The organism is Planctomycetota bacterium, from assembly GCA_016872555.1.
GTDB lineage: Bacteria > Planctomycetota > Planctomycetia > Pirellulales > UBA1268 > F1-20-MAGs016.
Window position 1 is genome coordinate 16,601 of sequence record VGZO01000039.1, and the last position, 23,309, is coordinate 39,909.

The window sequence follows — 23,309 nt, forward strand, 5'->3', positions numbered from 1 at the left end:
GTCATCCCTCCGCGTCTCCCCCCGCCCGCGACGCCCCCTGCAGCACCCACCAGCCGGCGAGCAACTGGATCACCAGCGTCACGCCGCCGGCGCGCGGCCAGCCCGACGCCGCGTACATCGCACCGAATGCGAGGCTGGCGACGCATCCAGCCAGCTTGGTGCCCACCTGGAACAGGCCGAACGTCGCCCCGGCGCGCCCGGCCGGGGCGAGGACGGCGACGATCGCCCGGACCACGCTCTGCACCCCGCCGAGCACCAGTGCGAGGAGGACCGCCAGCCACGTGAGCTGCTCCGGTGAGCCGACGAACCACCCGAGCACGCAGACCGCGACCCAGCCCACCACGCAGATCGCCAGCACGGCCCGCCGGCCCACCCATGCCGACGCCCAACCCATCGCCAGCGCTCCGGGAAGCGCGACGGCCTGCACGAGCAGGACGAGGCGGACGACGGCCGGCGCCTCCATGTGGAACTCCTCGATCGCGAGGCTCGAGAACTGCGAGATCGCCGTCTGCACGGCGCCGGTGACCAGGGCCGCGCCGACGAGCACGCGCCCGACGACGCTCCCCTCGGCGACGAGCGTCCGGGCGAAGCCGAGCAGCTCGCCCACCGACGTCCCCCCCGCGGCCGCGGGCGCGGCGTGCCCGAGCGGCGCGAAGAACGCCGGCAGCGAGAACACCAGCCACCAACCTCCCATGACCACGAACGACGCGCGCAGCGCCTCCGGGGCCGAGAGCCCGAGCTGATCGCGGGCACCGACCAGCGCCGTGGCCAGCACCAGCGCGAGCGCTCCCCCCGCGTAGCCGGCCGCGAATCCGCAGGCCGAGAGCCGGTCAGCCGCCGTTCCCAGCGCGAGGCGCGGCAGCAGGCTGCCGGTGAAGATCTGCGCCATGTCGAACCCGATGCTCGCCGTGACGACGGCCCCGGCAACGGCGAGGCGCGCCCCAGGGGGGACGACCGCCAGCACCAGGCACCCGGCCACACCGACGAGCACGCTCTCGGTCACGGCGCGCTGATGGTTTCCGGTCCGGTCCGCACGGGCGGAGAGCCAGGGCGCGAGGATCGCCGAGAGGATCATCGACGTCGCGGTGATCCACGCCCAGACCACGCCCCCGGGCACGCCCCACGCACCGTCGGCATAGACGACGCGCTCGGCGTAGGTGATCACCAGCGTGATGAGGATCGTCGAAAAGGCGCTGGCACCCCAGTCGAGCAGCACCCATGCAGCCGCCGGCCATGGGCCGGGGCGGTCGGCCGGCGCTGCCGTCCCAGTCGTCGGCTCGGTCGAGATCGTCACGGCAGCCCTCTGTCCCACGCCGGGCGGTCGGCAGCGGCCGGAATTTCCGCCGCGACGACAGTGTAGCCGGCGCGGCGGAATCCCCGGAGGACGCAGAACCCGCGCCGGTCATCCCCCCGTCGCAACTAGAATCGTGGTCAGTCATTCCTTCTGGGTCGCTGACGCGTTCCGCTCCGCAGCCGTGCCGCCACCATGCCGTTCGTCCACGCCGCGCCACGACTGCGTTACCCGACCGCGCTGGCGATCGGCGCTGCCGGACTGGTCGTCCGCTGGCTCCTCGATCCGATCCTCGGCGACGTGCAGCCCTACTTCGGCGTCTTGGTCGGCGCGTCCCTCGCGACGCTGTGGTGCGGCTTCGGCCCGGGGCTGGCATCGCTGGCTTTCACGTTCGTGGCATCGGAGTGGCTGTTTTCCGATTTCGACGTCCTCACCCATCCGGTCCACCTCCTCGCCAGCCTGATCACGTTCGCCTTCGGCGCGGTCGTCGTCTGGTTGATGGCCGGTCAACGGACGGCGCGCGACCATGCCCGCCGCGATGCCGCCGCCGCCGACCACCGCCGTGCCGAGCTGCAGCGCGAGGTCGAGCGCCGCCAGGCGCTCGAGGCCGAGCTGCGCCACAGCCGGGAGGAGTTCCGGACGCTCGTCGAGCGGGCGCCGGTGGGGATCCTCGGCGCCGACGCGAAGGGACGGTGCACGTTCGCCAACCGGATGTGGTACGACCTCACCGGGCTGACTCCGGCCGACACGCTCGGCAACGCCTGGAGCCGGGCCATCCATCCCGACGACCTCGCCGCGACGATGGACCGCTGGACCGAATCGGTCGCCACGCGCTACCCCTACATCAACGAACTGCGCGTCGTTCACGTCGACGGGACCGTCCATCCGGTCCTCGCCACCGCCCAGCCGATTTACGACGCCGGCGGCGCGGTGGTGAGCTTCATCGGCACCGTGATGGACCTGACCGAGCTCCACCATCGCGAGGCGATGCTGCGCCGCCTCATCGACACCCAGGAGCAGGAGAAGCAGTCGCTGTGCCACGAATTCCACGACGGATTGATCCAATACGCCGTCGGGTCGCGGATGCTGCTCGAGTCGTATCTCCGCAATCACCCTGGCGCACCCCAGCGTGACGTCATCGAGACCGTCATCTCCCACCTCGGCCGCGGGATCGACGACGGGCGTCTGCTGATCCGCGGGATCCGGACGGCGGTCCTCGACGACCTCGGCCTGGCGGCAGCCCTTCACGATCTCGCCGACCAGTCGGCGAGTGCGGGGATCACCGTCGCCGTCGACCTGCCGGCCGATCTCGACACCCTTCCGCCCGTTCTCGAGACGACCGTCTACCGGGTCGTCCAGGAGGCGCTGGCCAACGTCCGTCGTCACGCCAACGTGACGACGGCCCGCGTCGTCTTGACCCGCCATCCGGATCGGCTCGACCTCGAGGTCAGCGACCAGGGCTGCGGCTTCGATCCGGCAGCGGCGAAAGTGCGCGGCTTCGGGCTGGCGGGAATGATCGAGCGGACGCGTCTCGCCGGCGGCACGTGCACGGTCGACAGCGCTCCGGGACGCGGGACGCGGATCGCGATCAGGCTTCCGTTCCCCGCCGCAGCCGCCACGCTCCCCGCACCGCGCTGACCAGCGCGAACGCCGCGGCTCCCGCGCCGAGCCCCGCCGCGCCCCCGCCGAGCCAATCGACCAGCGCGCGCCACGGGCCGTCGCCGGCCAGCCGGCCGGCGAGGTCTCCGAGCAGGTGGTGGAGCGCCGGCACCGCATGGGCCACGATCCCGCCGCCGACGAGGAACATCGCCGCGGTGCCGGCAACCGACAGGCAGCGGAGGAGCACCGGCGCCGCCGCCACGATCGCGGCACCGAGCGACAGGGCCCAGCCGCGCCGGCTCGACGCGAGGCGCAGGCCGAGGTCGTCGAGCTTGACGATCGCCGCCACCGCCCCGTAGACGATCACCGTCATCGCCACGGCGACGGCGGCGAGGACCCCGAACTGAACGGTCCACGGCATCCCGGCGACGACGCCGAGGGTGATCACGATGATCTCCGCCGAGAGGATGAAGTCGGTGCGGATCGCGCCGTTGATCCGCGCCTTCCGGTCGATCGCCGTGGGGGGAGCGGCGGACTCGTCGGCCGGATGCCGACGGTGATGGACGAGGCCATGGAAGAGTTTCTCCACCCCCTCGTAGCAGAGAAACAGTCCACCGACCAGCAGCAACGGTTCCACCGCCCAGGGAGCGACGCGCGCGAGCACGAGCGCCACCGGGACGAGGATCAGCTTGTTGACCGCCGACCCACGCGCCACCGCCGCGACGACCGCCAGTTCGACGTCGGGAGCCACGCCGGCGATCTGCTTGGCGTTGAGCGCGAGGTCGTCGCCGATCACGCCCGCAGTCTTGCCGACGGCGACTTTGGTCATCGTGGCGACGTCGTCGAGCGTCGAGGCGATGTCGTCGAGGAGGAGGAGCAGGCTGCCGGCCATGGCGAACACCGGTTGGGGAAAGGGGGGCGACCGCGATCGTCTCAGCCGGAGGCGGCCGCCCGGGCCCGGATGATCTCCAGGCAGCGCGGGCAATACCAGGGGGCCGGCGTCACCACCGGCCGCGGGCTGCGCCGGCGGCATTTCGCGCACAGGTAGCGCTTGCCACGGACCGCGGTCTTGGGGCGCCGGCGCTTGCCGGTGCGCGGGATGTTCTTCATGGCGACGGCATCCCGGCCGCCGGCGCTTCCTGCACGGCCGAATCGGCCGCGGCGTCGAGCGACCGACGTATCCGCGCGCTCGCGGCGACATCAAACCCGACCAGGCCGATGACGCCGGCGAGGACTACCGCCGCAGCGCCGGCGAGGCTCCACCGCCCGCGTGCCGCCGCCCACAGCGCGACGGCCGAGAGGATGAACGTCGCCAGACCGGAGAGCGAGGCCGCCAGGGCGGCGACCACGACGGCGATCGCCCCCTGGGCGTCGCCGGGCACGGTCCGGATCACGGCCGACGAGGCGAGGAACTGCCCGCCGCCGACGGCCACGGCGACGACGGCCGCCACGACGAGGCGCAGGATCATCTCCATCGGCATCTCACCCGCGGCGACGAGGACGGCTTCGCATCATACGCCCGCCGGTTCGGCGCGGCCGAGGACGACGGCGCCGTCCGCCCGGGGCGCGACCGACCGCTCCGGGCGCAGCCATTCCAGCCACAGGTAGACGACCGGGGTCGTGAACAGCGTCAGCACCTGACTCGCCGCCAGACCTCCGACGATCGCGATCCCCAGCGGCCAGCGCAGCTCGGCTCCCGGCCCCGTCCCCAGTGCCAGGGGCAAGCCACCGAGGAGCGCCGCGAGGGTCGTCATCGTGATCGGACGGAAGCGGAGGATGCAGGCCTCCTCGATCGCCGCGGCTGCCGACAGACCGCGCTCGCGCCGGGCCTCGATCGCGAAGTCGATCATCATGATCGCGTTCTTCTTGACGATTCCGATGAGGAGGATGATCCCGATCATCCCCATCACGTCGAGCTCCATGCCGCTGGCGAGCAGCGCGACCAAGGCCCCGAGGCCGGCGCTGGGGAGCGTGGAGATGATCGTCAACGGGTGGACGAGGCTCTCGTAGAGGATCCCGAGGACGATGTACACGGTGACCACCGCCGCCAGCACCAGCAGCGGCTGGTCGGCGAGCGAGGCGAGAAACAGCCGGGCCGTCCCGGAGAACCCGCCGCGGACCGTCGCCGGCATCCCCAGCCCGGCGATCGTCTCCTCGACCGCGGTCACGGCCTCGCCGAGCGCCACCCCGGGGGCGAGGTTGAACGACACGGTCGCCGAGGGGAATTGCCCGGTGTGGTTGACCGACAACGGCGCGTGGGCGGTGTCGATGGTACCGACGCTCTCCAGCGGCACCCGGCTGCCGTCGCGCCCGGTGACGTGCACGGTGCGGAGCGCCGCCGGGTCGGCGAGGAATTCGGGCTCCATCCCGAGGACGACACGGTACTGGCCGAGCGGCCGGTGCATGATCGACACCTGCCGTTGCCCGAAGGCGTCGTACAGCGCCTCGTCGATCGCCTGCGGCGTGACCCCGAGCCGGGCGGCGGCATCGCGGTCGATCGACAGCCGCGCCTGGAGCCCGCGCATCTGCTGGTCGCTGCGGACGTCGGCCAGCTCCGGCATGCCCCGCAGCGCGCGGACGACCCGCGGCCCCCAGGCCTCGAGGTCTTCGAGCGTGTCGCTGCGGAGCGTGTACTGGAATTGGGAGCTGCTCGGCCGGCCGCCGATCCGCAGGTCCTGGACCGGCTGCATCACCAGCGTCGCCCCGGCCAGCGCGGCGAGCTTCTGCCGCAGCCGGCCGATGACCTCCATCGCCGACAGCTCGCGGCGGTCGCGGGGCACGAGGCTGATGAACATCCGCGCCGCGTTGGGGCTGCCGCCGGCCGGGCCGCCGGTCGAGCCGGTCACGCCCGCGACGGCCGGATCGGCGGCGATCGCCCGGGAAAACCGCGTCAGCAGGCCGCTCATCGTCTGGAACGAGGCGTCCTGATCGGCATCGAGCGTGCCGGTCAGCCGCCCGGTGTCCTGCTGTGGGAAAAACCCCTTGGGGACGATCGTGTACAGCCACACCGTCAGCGCCATCGTCGCCAGGTTGACCACCATCGTCAGCCGGGGGTGGGCGAGCACCACGCGCAGCAGCCGGCCGTAGAGCCGGGCCGCCGCGCCGGCCGACTCCCCCGTGGCGCCGGACGGCCTCCCGCGCAGCAGCCACGCGCACATCATCGGTGTCGTCGCCAGCGACACGGCCATCGAGACGACGATCGCCACCGAGAGCGTGACGGCGAATTCGCGGAACAGCCGTCCCACCAGCCCGCCCATCAGCAGGATCGGGATGAACACCGCGACCAGCGAGACGCTGATCGAGACGACCGTGAAGGCGATCTCACGGGCCCCGCGGAGGGCCGCCGCCAGCGGGCTCAGCCCGGCCTCACGATGACGGGCGACGTTCTCGAGGACGACGATCGCGTCGTCGACGACGAACCCGGTGGCGATCGACAGCGCCATCAGCGTGAGGTTGTTGACGCTGTAGCCGAAGAGGTGCATGAAAGCGAAGGTCGTCACCAGCGACACCGGCACCGCGACCGCCGGGATCAGCGTCGCGCGCCAGTCGCGGAGGAACAGCCAGACGACGCCGACCACGAGCAGCACCGACAGGATCAGCGTGTGCTCGACGTCGGCGATGCTCGCCCGGATGACCGTCGTGCGGTCCATGGCGACGTCGAGCTTCATCCCGGCCGGGATCTGCGCGCGGAGCGTCGGCAGCAGGGCCTGCACCCGATCGACGCAGTCGATGATGTTGGCGGTCGGCTGCCGGTAGACGATCAGCATGATCGTCGGCGCGCCGTTGAACACCCCGGCCACGCGCACGTCTTCGACCGCGTCGCTGACCGTGGCCACGTCGCCGAGGCGCACCGCACCCGCCGGCCGCCAGGCGACGACGAGGCGGCGGTACTCGTCGGCGGTGAACAACTGGTCGGTCGTGGCGATCGACCACGACTGCACGCCGTCGTCGACGACCCCCTTCGGCCGGGCGGCGTTGGCTTGGCGCAGCGCCGTGCGGATGTCGTCGAGCCCGAGACCGTAGCGCTCGAGAACGGTCGGATTGACGCTCACGCGCACCGCCGGCGCCGAGCCGCCGCTGACCACGACCTGGCCGACCCCCGGCACCTGCGCGAGCTTCGGCTGGAGGATCGTGGCGGCGACGTCCTGGAGACGCGGCTTGTCGTGGAGCGGGGAGGTGATCGCCATGATCATCACCGGCGCGTCGGCCGGGTTGACCTTGCGCCCCGAGGGATTGCCGGGGAGATTGGCGGGGAGGCGGCTCCGTGCCGCGTTGATCCCCGCCTGGACGTCGCGAACGGCGGCGTCGATGTCGCGGCCGAGCTCGAATTGGAGCGTCACCGACGTCTGCCCGAGCGTGCTGACGCTGGTCATCTCGGTGACGCCGGCGATCAGGCCGAACTGCCGCTCCAGCGGCGTGGCCACGGCCGAGGCCATCGTCTCGGGGCTGGCGCCGGGCAGCGCGGCACCGATGTTGACCGTCGGATATTCGATCTGCGGAAGCGGCGACACCGGGAGGTGGAACCAGCTCAACGCGCCGGCGAGCGTGATCGCCACCGTGAGGAGCGTCGTTCCCACCGGACGGTGGATGAACCAGGCGGAGAGGTTCACGTGTCCTCCTCCGCGGCCGGCCGGCGCCGGAACGGGGCGGCGAGGCTGTCGAACCACAGGTAGATCACCGGCGTCGTGTACAGCGTGAGCACCTGGCTGACGACGAGGCCGCCGATGATCGTGATCCCCAGCGGCCGGCGCAGCTCCGACCCGACGCCGCCGCCGAGAGCCAGGGGGACGGCGCCGAGCAGCGCCGCCATCGTCGTCATCATGATCGGCCGGAAGCGGAGCAGGCAGGCCTGCTCGATGGCCACCGTCGGGCCGACCGGGCGGCCGTCGATGCCGGCGCGCTGCGCGTCGAGGGCGAAGTCGATCATCATGATCGCGTTCTTCTTGACGATCCCGATGAGGAGGATGACGCCGATCAGGGCGATGACGTCGAGATCGAGGCCCTTCCAGCCCAGCGCCACCAGCGCCCCGACGCCGGCGCTGGGAAGCGTGGAGAGGATCGTGATCGGGTGGATGAAGCTCTCGTAGAGCACGCCGAGGACGATGTACACCGCGACGATCGCCGCGATCACCAGCAGCGCCTGGTTGGCGGCCGACGACTGGAAGGCGGCCGCCGTTCCCTGGAACGACGCCTGGACACCGGGGGGCAGGCCGATCTCCCGCCGGGCCGCTTCGATCGCCGCCACCGCCGACCCCAGCGACACCCCTTCGGCGAGGTTGAACGACACCGTCACCGCCGGGAACTGCCCCTGGCGGTTGATCACCAGGGGCGCGGTCGTCTCCTCGAGGCGGGTCACGGCGGCCAGGGGCACGCGTCCGGTGGCGTCGCCCATCCGGTCGCCGGCCCGGCGGGGCGGCGCTGCATCGGTACCGCCCGGCGCCGGGCTGAGGTACAGGCCGGCGAGATCCTCGGGGCGCCGGCGGAATTCGGGCAGCGTCTCGAGGACGACGCGGTATTGGTTGAGCTGGGTGAACAGGATCGAGATCTGCCGCTGGCCGCAGGCGTCGTAGAGCACGTCGTCGATCATCTGCGGGGTCACGCCGAGGCGGGCGGCGCTGTCGCGGTCGATGACGAGCCGCGCCTCGAGACCGCCGTCCTGCTGGTCGCTGGCGACGTCGGCGAGCTCCGGCAGCGCCGCCAGGCGCTCGACGACGCGCGGCGCCCACTCGGCCAGCTCGGCCCCGTCGGCACTTTCCAGCGCCAGTTGGTACTGCGTCCGGCTGACGCGCGTCTCGACGGTCATCTCCTGGACCGGCTGCATGTGGAGCGTGATGCCGGCGACGGCCGCGGCGCGGTCGTGGAGCCGGCGGATGACGACGGCGATCGGCTCGTGGCGCTCGCCGAGGGGGCGGAGGTTGACGAGGATCCGTCCGGCGTTGGGCGTGGTGTTGACGCCGTCGACGCCGATGAAGCTCGACAGGCTCTCGACCGCCGGGTCGGCCAGCAGGGCGCGGTTGAGCTCCTGCTGCCGCTCGGCGAGGGCGGCGAACGAGACCGTCGGCGGTGCCGTGGTGATGCCGAGCACGACCCCGGTGTCCTGCACCGGGAAGAATCCCTTCGGGACGCGGCGCGCGAGGTCGATCGTCAGCCACAGCGTGGCCGCGGCGACGGCCAGCGTCAGCAGCCGGTTGGCGAGCACCAGCCGGAGGGTCACGGCATAGGCGGCGAGGAGGCCGTCGAACAGCTTCTCGGTGGCGCGGTGGAGCCAGCCGTGGCCAGCGGCGTCGCGGTGCGTGAGCAGCGTGGCGCACATCATCGGCGTCAGCGTCAGCGAGACCAGCGCCGAGACGAGGATCGTCACGGCCAGCGTCACGGCGAACTCGCGGAACAGCCGGCCGACGACGTCGCCCATGAACAGCAGCGGGATCAACACCGCCACCAGGCTGACGCTCAGGCTGACGATCGTGAACCCGATCTCCGCGGCGCCGACCAGCGCCGCCTGGAGCGGTTTCTCGCCGCGCTCGAGGTGACGGACGACGTTCTCGATCATCACGATCGCGTCGTCGACGACGAACCCGGTCGAGATCGTCAGCGCCATCAGCGTGAGGTTGTTGAGGCTGTAGCCGAGGAGGTGCATCACCGCACAGGTCCCGATCAGCGACAGCGGCACCGCCACGCCGGGGATCACCGTCGCGGTCAGGTCGCGGAGGAACAGGAAGATGATGAACACCACCAGGGCCACGGTCAGCAGCAGCTCGTGCTGGACGCCGGCGATCCCGGCGCGGATCGTCGTCGTCCGGTCGGTGAGCACGTGGACCTCGACCGCCGCCGGCAGCGACGCCTCGAGCTGCGGCAGCAGCGCCTTGATCGAGTCGACGACGGCGATGATGTTGGCCCCCGGCTGGCGCTGGATGTTGACGATCACCGCCGGGCGGTCGTTCATCCAGGCCGCCTGGCGGACGTTCTCCGGCCCGTCGACCACCTCGGCCACGTCCGTGAGGCGGATCGCGGCGCCGTTGCGCCAGCCGATCACCAGCCCGCGGAACTCGGCGCTGGTGAGGAGCTGGTCGTCGGCGGCGATCGTGAACGCCTGGCGGCTGCCGTCGAGGCTCCCCTTGGCCATGTTGACGCTCGCCTGCACCAGCGCCTGGCGGAGGTCCTCCATCCCCAGGCCGAGTGCCGCCAGGGCGACGGGATTGGCCTGGATGCGGATCGCCGGTTTCTGTCCCCCCGACAGGCTCACGAGGCCGACGCCGGAAAGCTGCGAGATCTTCTGGGCCAGCCGCGCGTCGGCGAGATCCTGGACGCGCGTCAGCGGCAGCGTGTCGCTGGTCAACGCGAGGGTGAGCACCGGCGCGTCGGCGGGATTCGTCTTGGTGTACACCGGCGGATTGGGGAGGTCGGCCGGCAGGTAGGCGGCCGCCGCGCTGATCGCCGCCTGAACCTGCTGCGTGGCGACGTCGATGTCGAGATCGAGGTCGAAACGGAGCGTGATCGTCGAGCAGCCGGCCGAACTGGCCGAGGTCATCTGCTCGAGCCCCGGCACCTGGGCGAACTGCCGCTCGAGCGGAGCCGTCACCGTGGCGGTGATCACCTCGGGGCTCGCCCCCGGATGGAACGTCACCACCTGGATCGTCGGGTATTCGACCTGCGGCAGCGCGGCGATCGGCAGGGCGCGCCAGGCGAGCACCCCGGCCAGGAGGAGAGCGACCATCAGCAGCCAGGTGGCCACCGGCCGGAGGATGAAGGGCCGGGAGAGGTTCATGTCAGGGCCCCGGCGGGGCGCCCGGCTTTCCCGCGACGGCGGCGGGGGGCGAGCCGGGCGCCGGCGCCCCGCTCCCCTTGACACTGACCTTGGCCTTGTCGGTGAGGCGGTCGATGCCGTCGGTGACCACCGCCTCGTCGAGCGCCAACCCCTCGGTGATCGAGACCAGATCCCCCTGCACCGCCCCGGGCTGCACCGTGCGCAGCGCCACCGTCGAGTCGGGCTGGACGACGTACACGAACGACGTGACCGGACCGCGCTGCAGCGCGGCGGCGGGGATCACGACGGCATCGCGGACCGTCTCGACGAGCAGCCGGGCGTTGACGAACTGCGCCGGAAACAGCGCGTCGTCGTCGTTGGGAAACACCGCCTTGAGCCGGACGGTGCCGGTCGCGGCGTCGACCTGGTTGTCGACCGCCAGCAGCGTGCCGGTGGCGAGGCGGGTGCGGAAGTCGCGGTTGAAAGCCTCGACCGGCAGCGCGCCGTCGGCTTCGAGGGCGCGTTGGACGCGGATCACGTCGTCCTGCGGTACCGTGAACACCACCGTGATCGGGTGGAGCTGGGCCACGACCGCGATCCCCGTCGGGTCGTTGGCGCGGACGATGTTGCCGGGATCGACGAGCCGCAGGCCGATCCTCCCCGGGATCGGCGCCACGATCCGGCAGTAGTCGATCTGCAGCCGGGCGTCGTCGATCCGCGCCCGGTCGATCTCCAACGCCGCCTCGGCCTGGCGGACGAGGGCGCGCTGGGCGTCGATCTGCTGGGCGGTGACCTGCCGCAATTCACGGAGCGATTCGTAGCGTTCGAGATCGAGCCGGGCGGCTTCGAGCATCGCCTCGTCACGGGCGAGCTCCGCCTCCGCCTGGCGGAGACGGACGCGGAACGGCCGCTCGTCGACCGTGGCGAGCAGCTCCCCCTCGGCGACGTCTTGGCCCTCGGCGAAGGCGACGTCGACCAATTCCCCGTCGACCCGGCTGCGGACGGTGACGCTCGCCAGCGGCACGACGGTTCCCAGGCTGTCGAGGGTGACGAGGATATCGGAGCGGCGGGCGGCGGCCGTGGCCACGGGGACGACGCGTGGCGGCGGCGCCTTGGGCGGGGCCGGGGCCGGGAGCAGCCGCTTGGCGACCTCGTCGAAAAGCCTCGGCTCGACGACTGCCGCGCCGGTCGCCGCCATCGCGAGCAGCGCGACCGCCATCCCCAGCCAGCCGCGCCGGGCACGGGCGGGCGTTGCCGACGGCGCCGAGCCGGTCGGGAGTCCTGCGGCCGGCGGCGGGGAGGTGGTCATGCGGGGGATCCGAGGGCCGGTGACATCCAACGGCGGACCGGTCGGGAAGATTCTATTCCCGCCCCGCGGTTCCTGCCGGCGGCGCACCGCTCCCGCTGCAAAACGCCCCGGCTCCGCTGCCGGTCGTGACGGTCGTGCCTGTCGCACATCCCGGCCGAGCGCTCCCCCGGCCTCTGCGACCGGGGCCCGCTCACCGGCCCGTGGTGGGCCCCGGTATCCTGCCCGGCGCGGCGGATGGCCCGCGACCTCATCTGGCCCGACACCCGCCCCATCTGCCGTCACCGGCTCCGTTCCCTTTCGGACCAAACCATGACGCCCTTCCCCGCGACGTACCGCACCTGCTTCACGCGTGTCTTGGCCACGCTCCTTGCTGTCGTCGGCGAGGCCGCACCCGGCGCCGAGCACCCCGCCGCGCTCGACGGCCTCCACGCCGGGGCGGCACTGGTCGACATCACCCCGCGTACGCTGCCCGCGATCGTCAACGGGGGGATGCTGACGCGGTCGCTCGACCGGGTGAAGTCGCCGCTCCACGCCCGCGCCATCGCCCTCGGCTCCGGCGGCGAGCGGATCGCGATCGTCATCGTCGACACCTGCATGCTGCCGCGCGAGCTGTGCGACGAGGTCAAGGCCGCCGCGGCCACGCGCTGCGGGATCCCGGCCACGCGGATCCTCCTCGCCGCCACCCACACCCATTCCGCCCCCGCGGCGATGGGATGCCTCGGCACCGAGGCCGACCCCGCCTACGTCCCCTTCCTCCGTGAGCGGCTCGTCACCGCGGTGGCCGAAGCCGCCGCGGCACTCACGCCTGCACGGATCGGCTTCGGCCGGATCGACGCCGCCGAGTTCACCGCCCTGCGCCAGTGGATCCGCCGCCCCGACCGGATCGTCGACGATCCCTTCGGCAATCCCACCGTCCGCGCCAACATGCACGCCGCCGCAAACCCCGACGACGTCACCGGCGAGGCCGGCCCCGAAGACCCGGAGCTGGCGGTGATCTCGATCCAGCACCGTGACGGCCGCCCACTGGCGGCTCTGGCGACCTTTTCGATGCACTATTTCGGCGACCAGGAGATCAGCGCCGACTACTTCGGGGTGTTCTGCACGGCGCTCGAGCGCCGCCTCGGCGGCGGCCTGGCGGCGCTGGCCCACGGGTGCAGTGGCGACATCTGGCGCGTCGATTACGCGGTGCCCAAGGAGCGGCGTGCCGAGCCGACGATCGATGACTACGCATCGCGGCTGGCCGACCTCGCGGCCCGCGCCGTCTCCGGCATCGAATACCGGGCCGACCTCGATCTCGCGATGGCCGAGCGGCGCCTCTCGCTCGCCTACCGCGTGCCCGACACGCAGCGTCTCGAGTGGGCCGAGCGGATCGTGGCGGCCCTCGGCGACCGACCGCCGCGCGACACCACCGAGGTCTACGCCCGGGAGCAGATCGAGCTCCATCGCCGGCAGCGCACCGAGGTGGTGGTGCAGGCACTGCGCGTCGGGCCGATCGCGATCGCCACGACGCCGTGCGAGACCTACGCGATCACCGGCCTGCGTCTCAAGGCCGCCAGCCCGCTCGCCGCGACGATGGTGATCGAACTGGCCAACGGCGGCGACGGCTACATCCCGCCCCCCGAGCAGCATCCCCTCGGCGGCTACAACACCTGGGCGGCGCGCTCGGCGGGGCTCGAGACCGCCGCCGAGCCGAAGATCGCCGCCGCCGCCCTCGAACTGCTCGAGGAGGTCAGCGGCCGACCGCGCCGCCCCGACGGCCTCCCCGCCGGCCCGCTCCTCGAGGCCACGCTGGCGCTCGCCCCGTGGGCGTGCTGGCGCCTCGACGAGCTCACCGGTCCGCACGCCGCCGATGCCAGCGGCCGCGGGCACGACGCGCTGTACGAGCCGGGGATCACCCACGCGCTGTCCGGCCCCGAGGGCCCCGCCTTCTGCGGGCCGCACGCCGTCGCCCGCGCCGCCTGCACCGCCGGCGGGCGGATCCGCGCCCGCCTCGACCGCGTCGGCGGCGATACGACCGTCTCGGCCTGGGTCTGGAACGGCATGCCCGACGGCGCCCGGCCGGTCGCGGGGTGGGCGATCTCGCGCGGCCCCGACCACGGCCTCGGGACCTCGGGCGACCACCTCGGCCTCGCCGGGAGTGGCCCGCACGCGGGACGGCTGCTGTTCCTCCACGGCGCGGGGCCGGAGCCCGTCGCCGTCGGCCGGGGCACGATCCCGCGCTGGACATGGGCCCACGTCGTCATCGTCCGCGACGGGGAGCGCGTTCGCGTCTGGCTCGACGGCGCGCCCGACATCGACGTCGCCTGCCCCGCCGGGGCGCTCGGCGCGATCCCGCACCTGTTCGTCGGCGGCCGCAGCGACAACGACTCCAACTGGGAGGGACGGATCGACGAGGTGACCGTGTTCGACCGCGCACTCGGTGACGACGAGATCGCGCGGCTGACCGTCCGGGGCCGAACCGCCCCCTGACCGGCGACCGCGACCGCGTCGATCACTCGCCGGGCGCCGCGCCCGACTGGATCGCGTACAGCGCCTCGGCCGACCGCAGATAGAGCACGCCGTCGGCGACGACCGCCGACGCGCTCACCGCCTCACCGACGTCGACGGACCCGACCAGCTCGAACTCGCGCCCCGCGCGGACCACCGACACCCAGCCGTCGTTGGAGCCGAAATAGAGCTTGCCGTCGACGAGCACCGGGCTCGAGCGGTGCTGGCCGGTGTGCGTCCGCGAGACGTAGACGTTCTCCCCGCTGGCGGCATCGACGCACTGCAACTGGCCGTCGTTGTGGAGCAGGTAGACCAGGCCGTCGGCGACGAGCGGGCAGGCGACGTCGGGGGTGCGCGGATTGACCCAGCGCACCACCTCGCGCCTCCCCGTGCAGTCGCCGGCGAGACGGTCGCTCACCTCGAGCGCCACCGTCGGCCCCCCCTTCGCCGTCGGCAGCACGATCAGCCCCGGGGCGAGTCCCGGCGAGGCGACGAACCGGAACGTGGCGTCGTGCGGCTTGGGGTTGGTCGCGGTCGGGCCGTTGAGGCCGCCGAACCGCCACAGCTCACGGCCGTCGGCCAGGGCGTGGCCGGTGGTGCAGTCGGCGCCGTGGACGACGAGGAACTCGCGCCCGTCGTGCCGGTAGAGCAGCGGCGAGGCGTAGGAATGCTTGCACTCGAAGGCCGCGTCGGTGGCGCGCTCGACCGCCCACACCGTGCGGCCGCTGCGCGCGTCGAGGCGGATCACCTTGCCGACGCGCGTCGGGTCGTCCATCCGCATCGGGCCGTGGATGAGCTGGAGGTAGAGGCCGTCGCCGTCAACCACCGGCGTTGACGTCAGACCGAACTGGATGTCGATCGGCCCGAAGCGCTCGCCGAGGTCGATCCGCCAGCGCTCCTCGCCGCCGACGGTGTGGCAGGCGAGGATCCCGGTGCCGAACAGGCTCCAGACGAACTTCCCGTCGGTGGTCGGCGACGGCGACGCGGAGTTGCCCTCGCCGGCCCGGGCATCCTGGTTGCCGGTGGCGACGGGGCGCTTCCAGAGGACGCGGCCGTCGGCGGCGTTCACGCACATCACCACCAGCCCGTCGCCGCCGCCGATCGACAGGTCGTTGCTGGTGAGGAAGATCCGACCGTCGGCGACGCACGGAGTCGCTCCCCCCTTGCCCGGCAGCGGCGTGCGCCAGAGGAGGTTGGCGGACGACGACCATGCCGAGGGGATGCCGCTGCCGACGGCATGGCCGTCGCTCGCCGGCCCGCGCCACTGACGCCAATCGCGCCCCGCCGGGCCCTCGGCGGCGAGCGGGCAGGCGGTTCCCAGGACCAACGCGATCGACAGGCAGAGTCGACCGCCCGGCAGGCGCGGCATGGCGACGTTCCCGGCGTCAGGAAAGGGAGCGGTTCAGAGCAGTTCCGCCGGGACCCGGCCGCCCGGCACGAGCTGCGTGGGACGGCCAGTGAGGTCGACCACGGTGTCCTCGATCGACAGCCCCATCGCGTGGTAGACGATCGCACAGAAGTCCTCGACGCCGATCGCCCGCGAGGTCGGATGCTCGGCCTTGGCGTTGGTGCTGCCGATCACCTGCCCGTGCCGGTAGCCACCGCCGGCGAGGAGGATGCTCTGGGCCTGCGGCCAGTGGTCGCGGCCGGCGTCCTTGTTGATCACGGGCGTGTGGCCGAATTCGCCGGCGACGACGACCAGCGTGTCGTCGAGCAGGCCGCGCTCGGCGAGGTCGGCGATCAGCGTGCCCACGGCGCGGTCGTGGCGCGGGAGCTTGTCCTTGAGCGCCGGGCCGATGTTGCCATGGTCGTCGAAGTAGCCGGTGTTGAGCGAGACGTAGCGGACCCCCGCCTCGACCAGCCGCCGCGCGAGCAGCGCCTGCTCCCCCCAGCCGGCGCCGTAGCGGTCGCGAACCTCGGCCGGCTCCGCGCCGACATCGAACGCCTTGCGCACCTTGCCGGAGAGCACGAGGTCCATCGCCTGCTGTTCGACCGAGTCCATCTGGTCGAAGACCCGCTCCTCGTCGACGCGCTGCTTGAGGGCGTCGAGCTGGCCGCGGAGGGCGACCCGGTCGATGAGCCGCTTCTCGGAAAGACCGTCGGCCAGCGCGAAGCTCTTGGCGTCGCTCGCCGGCAGGCTTCCCGCCTCGTTGCCGTAGCTGAACGACCCACACTGGAGCGGGTTGTGGTTGACGCCGAGCCAGGCGGCGCCGTGGAACCCGAAGCCGCCGTCGTTCATGTTGACCGCGGCCAGCGCCCCGGGCAGTTTCGGACCGAGGAGCCGGCTGGCCACCGCCCCCATCGACGGATAACGCGGCTTGCGGTCGCCGCCTGTCGCGCCGAGCCGGCCGGTGAGCATCCAGTGCGCGGCCGCCCAGTGATCGGCGTTGCCGTGCGAGAAGCTGCGGATCACCGTGCACTTGTCCATCACCTTGGCGTGCCGCGGCAGCAGCTCGCAGATGTCGAGTCCCGGCAGGTTGGTGCCGATCGGCTCGAACGGCCCGCGCACCTCGGCCGGAGCCTCGGGCTTCATGTCGAACGTGTCGAGCTGCGACGGGCCGCCGTGCATCCAGACGAGGATCACCGACCGCTTGCCCTTGATGCCGCCAGGAACACCACCGGAATGCTCGGCACGGAGCAGCGCCGGCAGGCCGAGACCAAACGCCCCCAGACCGCCGATCTCGATGAACCGCCGGCGGCCGACACGGTCGCAAAAGCCGCCGGCCCCGAGGGCACGCCCACGGATCTGGAGCATCGGAAGGTCTCCGGCGAGAAGCGGATGGCGGGGGCAACGCCCGCAGGCGAGCACCGTCGGATCGGGGCTGGTGCCGATCGCCCCTCTCGGTTGGGGATCGGCGGACGGGCGGCTACAAGTTTACCCGAACGGTCCGCTCCGGGCAGCGCGGCTGCCACACGGGCGCAACACGCCGTCTGCCACGGGGTTGCGCATCCACTGGAAGGAGGCCTCCGGGCCCGAGCCCGCCGGCTGGTATCCTTCCGCCCGGGTGCCGCCCCGCGCAGAGGCTCCTCGCGATGACTTTTCCCCCCACCAGCCTGTTCCCCGGCCGGCCCTCGCGGCGCACCGTCCTCCAGGCCTCGGGCGCGGCGCTCGCTGGCCTGACCGGGGTTGGCACGGCCGCTGCGGCGACCGGCCAGGCACGCTCCGCGATCCTGTTCTTCCTCTGCGGCGGCTCGTCCCACGTCGACATGTGGGACATGAAGCCGGACGCGCCGTCGGAGTTCCGCGGCGAGTTCCGTCCGATCGCCACCGGCGCCGACGGCGTCACGATCTGCGAGCACATGCCGCTGCTGGCCCGCGAAGCGAAGCATCTGGCGCTCGTCCACGGCCTCACCGACGGCGGGCAGGCGACCGGCGACCACCACGCCGGCTACTACTTCAACCTCACCGGCCACGCCCCTGACCTCACGTTCCGCACGCAGGGCAACGACCGCCGCCCGCAGCCCGACGACTGGCCCTCGATCGGCTGCGTCGTCGGTGCCCGGCGCCCGCGCCATCCGTCGCTGCCCCAGACGTTCACGCTCCCCTACCGCCCGAGCAAGCCGCCGTACACCCGTCCCGGCCAGTTCGCCGGCCGGCTCGGCCGCGAACATGATCCGTTCTTCCTCAAGGGGGACTTCGCCGACCCGCTGTCGTTCACCGTGCCCGACCTCGTCGTCGAGGCCGACGGCATGCGGCGCTTGTCCGACCGGCGCGTGCTCCTCGAGTCGCTCGATTCGCTGCGCCGGGGCCTCGACCACGAGGCGGCGGTCGGCACCTATTCGCGGCAGCAGCAGCGCACGTTCGAGCTGCTCGCCGCCGCCGGCACGGCCGGCGCCTTCGACATCGGGCGTGAACCGGCCTCCCTGCGCGAACGCTACGGCCCGACGATCAACGGCACGAGCCTGTTGATGGCCCGGCGGCTCGTCGAAGCCGGCGTGCCGTTCATCACCGTCTTCTGGTCGGAGGAAGACGAGGTGGTGTCGAAGAAGTGCGCCAGCGGCGGCGGCTGGGACACTCACGCCGCCAATTTCGCCTGCCTCCGCGACAACCTCCTCCCCGAGTTCGACCGCGCCTTCTCGGCGCTCGTGGCGGACCTCGCCGACCGCGGGCTGCTCGATTCGACGCTGTTGCTGGTGACCAGCGAGATGGGGCGCAAGCCGCGGATCGGCGATCCCCGCTCCGGCGGCGTGAAGGGCGCCGGCCGCGACCACTGGACGGCGTGCATGAGCGTGGTCTTCGCCGGCGGCGGGGTGCGGGGCGGCACGGTCCACGGCCGCACCGATCCGCGCGGCGAGTACCCCGCCGGCTCGCCGGTGCATCCCGCCGACGTCGCCCGGACCGTGTACGCGGCGCTGGGGATCACCGACCTCGCCGCGGTCGATCCCCTCGGCCGCCCCTACGATCTCCTCGACGGCGGCGCCGTCCTGCCGATCCTCGGGTGAGCGGCGGCCGACGCCTGTTCAGCGCCCCCCGGTGAGCAGCAGCGTCGCGAACGACGCCAGCCAGTGCTCGCCGGCGTAGTCGCCGCTGGCGACGTGCGGCAGCGCAGCGGCGGCATGGCGGTCGGCAGCGTCGGCGAGCGTGCGGCGGAGCGGATCCCCCTCGGGAAACGAGCCGGCGATGTTCCGCATGCACCACGCCCGGCTGAGGTTGAGGCCATCGAGGTGGACGATCTGCGGATCGCTGCGGTCGGCGACGGTCGCCGGCGCCATCAGGCTCGGCGGCCCCCCGACGGCCACGTCGGGCAGCGCCCGGGCGAACCAGCGGCGAAACTCCTCCGCCGGCAGGACGCGCCGCATCAGATCGGCTTCCATCAGGCTCGGCGAAAAGAAGTCGACGCCGTCCGGCTCCCACGCGGCGGGGAGCCGTTCGTCGCGGCCGAAATACGCGCCGCTCCGCTCGACGACGAGGCGCTGGAGGTCGGCGTGGCCGACGGCCCGCGCGTAGTCGAGGGCGAAGGCGAGGCCGAACGCGGTGCTCGAATGGACGCCGCTCCGCGTCGGGTAGGTCTGCTTCGGGTAGTAGGCGAGGTAGCCATTCACGATCACGTCGGCCAGCGGACGCAGGGCGGCGTTCCATTCCCGCCCCTGCGGATCGTCCCAGTCGTGGACCTCCTCGGCGAGCTTGAGGAGCCAGGCCCAGCCGTAGGGGCGCTCGTACGATTTCGAGCCGGGCCGGGCGAAGAATGCCGCCTCGGCCTCGAGGTTGGCGGTGGTCAGGTTGGCGGCCAGCGCCGCGCGGATCTCCCCTTCGATCGGCAGCCCCGGGACGGTCCGCAGGAGGCGGACGAGCATCCAGTGGCCGTGGACGGCGGAGTGCCAGTCGTAGCAGCCGTAGAACGCGGGATGGACCGAGCGCGGCGGGCGCACGTCGCCATCCCCCTCGAGGACGTCGGCCGGCTTGTTGGGATACTCCTTCGCGATCCCCGCCATCGCGAGCCGGGCGAACGCCACGGCCCGGGTCTCGGTGAGCGGCTCCGCGCGGGCGGCGGGCACGAGGCAGCAGGCGATCACGAACAGGACGACCCAAGCCATCGCGGGCTCCTCGCGGCTCGCGCATCGAAGGCGAACCGCCGACCGGCCCGCACCGCGGCAGCGTACCAGAGCCGGTCGATCGGGAACCCGGCGGTGCCCCCCGCGCTCACCCGCGCACGAGCCGCACGCCGTTGACGAGCGTTCCCGGTGCGGGCGTGGCCATCGCGGCCACGCCGCCGACGACGGCGTTGGGACTGCCGAGATAGTTGGCGAAGGCGAACTCGTAGACGCCGCTTCCGGCATTGGCGGCGGTGATCCGGATCGCACCGATCGTACTCGTGAGGCTCCCCGGCGCGCCGATCGACACGGTCGACGACGTCGTCGCCAACGACCCGACCGAGAACGACCCCGACACCGTGCGCAGCTGCCGCAACCCGGCGTCGAGCAGCGTCAGCCGGCCACCGACGAAGAAGTTGCCCACGGTCTCGAGCGACGAGGCGGCAAGCGTGAGATCCCCGCCGGCCGACACCGACGCGAGTGTGGCGGCCGTGGTCGTGATCCGGACGTCGGCATTGGCCGCACTCGAGCCGACCGACAGATCGCCCACGCTGGCGGCCTCGAGCGTCACCCGAGCCACGGCGCCCGTCGGCAGGTTCCAGAGCGTGACCGGGCCGATGCCCGCCGGCGTGCGGAATCTGGCGCCGGTGGTGCTCGCGCCGCGGATCATGATCGAGGCGATCGACGGGGTGCCCGCCACCCGCAGCATCACCGGCCCACCGGTGACGATGAACTCCGCCCCCGATGTCGGGCCGGTGATCGACACCGCCCCGATCGCGGTCACCGCCTCGAAGACCGAGTCGCGAATCGCCAGGCCGGTGCCGGGCGTCGTCGGCGAGAGCCCGCGGGCGTGGACGACGGTGACGGTGCCGATGCTGCCCGCCAGCGCCGTGAACGTGCTGTTGGCCACCGCGTCGCCGGCGGTGAGGGCGTTGTCGGCCAGGCGCACGGAGATCGCGCCGAGATTCGCCCCGGTGAACGTGCTGTCGATCACACCGCTGGCGTTGCGCCCCGGCACCCGGACCGTCAGCGCTCCGAGATTGCCGCGCACGTCGCCGATCCCGCCGAAGTCGGCGTCGGCATCGAACGTCGCGCCGTCGATCCCCGTGCCGATCGAATCCACGGTCACCGCCCCGATGCCGGCCAGAGCCTCGAACGAAGAGTTGCGGATACCGGCGGTGTTCGCCGTCGCCCGCGCGGCCCGGCCGGTGTTCACCGTCACCGGCCCGATCGACCCGGTGAACCGGTTTTGGTCGACGTCGGCCCGCGTCGCGGAGAACGTGCTGTCGACGATGCCGATCCCCGAGGCGCTGGTGACGGCGACCGAGACGATCCTCCCGGCGGCGCCGGCGAGCACCTTGCTGCCGACGATCCCGCCGAAGCCCGACGCGGCACTGGTCACGGTGACGGCGCCGATCGAGCCGGTGTCGTCGAAGTTGCCGAGACCGTCGTACATGGCGGTCGTCGCCTCGAACGAGGACCCGGTGATCGCCTCACCTCCTTCGATCGTGACGATCCGGGCAGTCACCGGCCCGATACCGGCGCCGGTGAACGTCGAATCCTTGATCCCGACCGAATCGGCCTTCTGGCGGCCGGTATTGATCGCCTCGATGGCGACGAACGAGCCGACGTCGTTGCCGTCGCTGTCGGCGGTGAACGTCGAGCCGGTCACGGCCGCGCCGCCCCGGCTCGTGGCGAGGATCTTGCCGAACCCGCCGATCGCCGTGAACGTCGAATCGACGATCCCACGGGCGTCGGTGGCCGTGCCCCCGGCGATCGCGGTGACCGTGCCGAAATTGCCCAGTGGATCGGCGTCCCACGACGACGGATCGGCAGGATCGGCGATCCGGCCGAGGGCCGAGAACGTCGCCCCGTCAATCGCCACGCCCCCCTTCTGCGCTTCGGCGCGGATCGGGCCGAACGAGCCGCGCGACGTGAACTCGCCCCGCGCGATCGCGGTCTTGGCGAGCGTCGTGACCCGCAGCGCCCCCAGATCACCCGACGCCTGCACCTTGCCGTTGACGATCCCCTCGCCCTCCGTCGAGCGGACGACGACGTCGAGCGAGGCGATCGGCCCGGCATACGAGCGGATCTCGCCGAAGACGATGCCGCTCCCATCGACCCCGCCATGGACGGTCGCACGCACCGGACCGATGCCGCTGCCCCCGGCGAGGATCTTGGTGTCGAAGATCGCGTGACGGCCGCCGGCGCTCGCCGACGCGGTCACACGGCCGATGCCACCGAACTCCAGATCGGTCGCCTGGAACCGGCTCGCATCGATCCCCATGCCGCCCTCGCCCGGACCACCGGCGGCGACGATCGCCCCGATACGGCCGTAGTGGGAGTCGTAGGAGCCACGTGCGATCCCGGTGCCGCGCAGTTCGGCGACCCCGGAGATCGTACCGATGTCGGAGTGAGCGACGACGGTGACGTTCACGAGGCCGCCGAGCCAGCCGCGGCCGGAGACAGTGCCGATCAGGCCGGCGCTGCGGTCCGGAACGCCCGATGGATCGAGGACCGTGCGCGTGACGAACGACGAATTCTCGATCCCCCTGCCTCCCGAGCCGACGCCGAACACCGATCCGATGCCGCCGGCCACCACATTGGCGTCGACGATGCCACCGCCGCCGAGGCTGCCGAACTGGCCGTACGACACACCGCGGATCTCCGCGACGGTGCCGCCGGCGTCGAGCTTGAGCCCCTTGATCCCGAACCCGGTGTGCGTCCGCCCGACCACCCGGCCGACGGCGCCCTCGGCCGAGATACTGACGTCGGAAATGCCCAGGCCGGCGATGCTGCCGAACGTCTCGATGTCGCCGATCGAGCCACTGGCGACGATCGACGTGGTCTGCAGGGTGCCGTCGACGATCGCGATCCCGGCGATGTCGGTGGCGCGGAAGTAGCAAAGTTCGATCGTGCCGACGCGGGCGTCGATCCGGCCGAGCGAACCACCGGCGACGATCGACGTGGCGAGCAAGCCGCCGTAGGCCGACACCGGCCCGATGCTGCCGCCCGCCTGGATCGACGGGCTCTCGATGAACCCGGCCGACGAGGTGATCGAACCGATCGAACCCGACGTGGCCAGGAGCCCGGCGGTGAGGTTGCCCGCGGCGGTGACGTCGCCGATCGACCCGCCCGCCTGGATCAGGGCGTCGATCTCCGCCGACACCGACTCGACGTTGCCGACGTTGCGTCCGGCCTGGATGGCCAGCGCCGGCACGCCGGTGGTGCCCCCGCCGCCGAGGCCGGCGACGGCGCCGAACGCACGCACCCCCGCCACGTCTCGGTGCGCCTTGATGAATCCGGCGAACCCGCCGACGGAGACCGTGACCGCGCCGACGTCGCCG

12 protein-coding genes are annotated in these 23,309 nt (G+C 72.4%); 3 read left to right on the forward strand and 9 right to left on the reverse strand.

Annotated features, from left to right (window positions below):
• Window position 1: 1 nt before the first annotated feature.
• Window positions 2-1,294, reverse strand: coding sequence for an MFS transporter (locus FJ309_12765; protein ID MBM3955467.1), 1,293 nt, complete (start codon window positions 1,292-1,294; stop codon window positions 2-4).
• Window positions 1,295-1,486: 192 nt separating this feature from the next.
• Here FJ309_12765 and FJ309_12770 point away from each other — a divergent pair, with 192 nt between their 5' ends.
• On the forward strand, window positions 1,487-2,929 hold the full coding sequence (locus FJ309_12770; protein ID MBM3955468.1) for a PAS domain S-box protein: 1,443 nt from the start codon (window positions 1,487-1,489) through the stop codon (window positions 2,927-2,929).
• Here FJ309_12770 and FJ309_12775 read toward each other — a convergent pair.
• The 5 genes from FJ309_12775 to FJ309_12795 form a co-directional block, all read right to left on the reverse strand.
• Window positions 2,880-3,782, reverse strand: coding sequence for a DUF808 domain-containing protein (locus FJ309_12775; protein ID MBM3955469.1), 903 nt, complete (start codon window positions 3,780-3,782; stop codon window positions 2,880-2,882). The genes FJ309_12770 and FJ309_12775 overlap by 50 nt on opposite strands.
• 214 nt (window positions 3,783-3,996) lie before the next feature.
• Window positions 3,997-4,365, reverse strand: a complete 369-nt coding sequence (locus FJ309_12780; GenBank protein MBM3955470.1) for a hypothetical protein — start codon at window positions 4,363-4,365, stop codon at window positions 3,997-3,999.
• A gap of 36 nt (window positions 4,366-4,401) precedes the next feature.
• A complete protein-coding gene (locus FJ309_12785; protein ID MBM3955471.1) occupies window positions 4,402-7,500 on the reverse strand; it encodes a multidrug transporter subunit MdtC in 3,099 nt (1,032 codons plus the stop codon).
• A complete protein-coding gene (locus FJ309_12790) occupies window positions 7,497-10,655 on the reverse strand; it encodes an acriflavine resistance protein B (protein ID MBM3955472.1) in 3,159 nt (1,052 codons plus the stop codon). Before FJ309_12790 ends, FJ309_12785 begins: the two co-directional genes overlap by 4 nt.
• A gap of 1 nt (window position 10,656) precedes the next feature.
• On the reverse strand, window positions 10,657-13,572 hold the full coding sequence (locus FJ309_12795) for an MdtA/MuxA family multidrug efflux RND transporter periplasmic adaptor subunit (protein MBM3955473.1): 2,916 nt from the start codon (window positions 13,570-13,572) through the stop codon (window positions 10,657-10,659).
• Here FJ309_12795 and FJ309_12800 point away from each other — a divergent pair.
• On the forward strand, window positions 12,178-14,412 hold the full coding sequence (locus FJ309_12800) for a hypothetical protein (protein ID MBM3955474.1): 2,235 nt from the start codon (window positions 12,178-12,180) through the stop codon (window positions 14,410-14,412). The two genes, FJ309_12795 and FJ309_12800, sit on opposite strands and share 1,395 nt — an antisense overlap.
• Before the next feature lie 22 nt (window positions 14,413-14,434).
• Here the strand turns inward: FJ309_12800 and FJ309_12805 are convergent, their stop codons facing one another.
• Both FJ309_12805 and FJ309_12810 read right to left on the reverse strand, forming a co-directional pair.
• Window positions 14,435-15,799, reverse strand: a complete 1,365-nt coding sequence (locus FJ309_12805) for a pyrrolo-quinoline quinone (GenBank protein ID MBM3955475.1) — start codon at window positions 15,797-15,799, stop codon at window positions 14,435-14,437.
• 33 nt (window positions 15,800-15,832) lie between these two features.
• A complete protein-coding gene (locus FJ309_12810; GenBank protein MBM3955476.1) occupies window positions 15,833-17,185 on the reverse strand; it encodes a DUF1501 domain-containing protein in 1,353 nt (450 codons plus the stop codon).
• A gap of 278 nt (window positions 17,186-17,463) precedes the next feature.
• On the opposite strand from FJ309_12810, the gene FJ309_12815 reads away from it, so the two are divergent.
• Window positions 17,464-18,873 carry a DUF1501 domain-containing protein gene (locus FJ309_12815; protein MBM3955477.1) on the forward strand — a complete coding sequence of 470 codons (1,410 nt, stop codon included), beginning with the start codon at window positions 17,464-17,466 and terminating at the stop codon, window positions 18,871-18,873.
• Window positions 18,874-18,891: 18 nt separating this feature from the next.
• Here FJ309_12815 and FJ309_12820 read toward each other — a convergent pair whose 3' ends face one another.
• On the reverse strand, window positions 18,892-19,965 hold the full coding sequence (locus FJ309_12820) for a DUF2891 domain-containing protein (protein MBM3955478.1): 1,074 nt from the start codon (window positions 19,963-19,965) through the stop codon (window positions 18,892-18,894).
• Between the last annotated feature and the right edge of the window lie 3,344 nt (window positions 19,966-23,309).

What these genes read in the sequence shown, in the direction of transcription:
- FJ309_12770 (MBM3955468.1), top strand. Translation starts at nt 1,487, where the DNA reads ATGCCGTTCGTCCACGCCGCGCCACGACTGCGTTACCCGACCGCGCTG.
- FJ309_12775 (MBM3955469.1), bottom strand. Translation starts at nt 3,782, where the DNA reads ATGGCCGGCAGCCTGCTCCTCCTCCTCGACGACATCGCCTCGACGCTC.
- FJ309_12780 (MBM3955470.1), bottom strand. Translation starts at nt 4,365, where the DNA reads ATGGAGATGATCCTGCGCCTCGTCGTGGCGGCCGTCGTCGCCGTGGCC.
- FJ309_12790 (MBM3955472.1), bottom strand. Translation starts at nt 10,655, where the DNA reads ATGAACCTCTCCCGGCCCTTCATCCTCCGGCCGGTGGCCACCTGGCTG.
- FJ309_12800 (MBM3955474.1), top strand. Translation starts at nt 12,178, where the DNA reads ATGGCCCGCGACCTCATCTGGCCCGACACCCGCCCCATCTGCCGTCAC.
- FJ309_12795 (MBM3955473.1), bottom strand. Translation starts at nt 13,572, where the DNA reads ATGCTGCTCGGGGGGCGGGATGTAGCCGTCGCCGCCGTTGGCCAGTTC.
- FJ309_12805 (MBM3955475.1), bottom strand. Translation starts at nt 15,799, where the DNA reads ATGCCGCGCCTGCCGGGCGGTCGACTCTGCCTGTCGATCGCGTTGGTC.
- FJ309_12810 (MBM3955476.1), bottom strand. Translation starts at nt 17,185, where the DNA reads ATGCTCCAGATCCGTGGGCGTGCCCTCGGGGCCGGCGGCTTTTGCGAC.
- FJ309_12815 (MBM3955477.1), top strand. Translation starts at nt 17,464, where the DNA reads ATGACTTTTCCCCCCACCAGCCTGTTCCCCGGCCGGCCCTCGCGGCGC.
- FJ309_12820 (MBM3955478.1), bottom strand. Translation starts at nt 19,965, where the DNA reads ATGGCTTGGGTCGTCCTGTTCGTGATCGCCTGCTGCCTCGTGCCCGCC.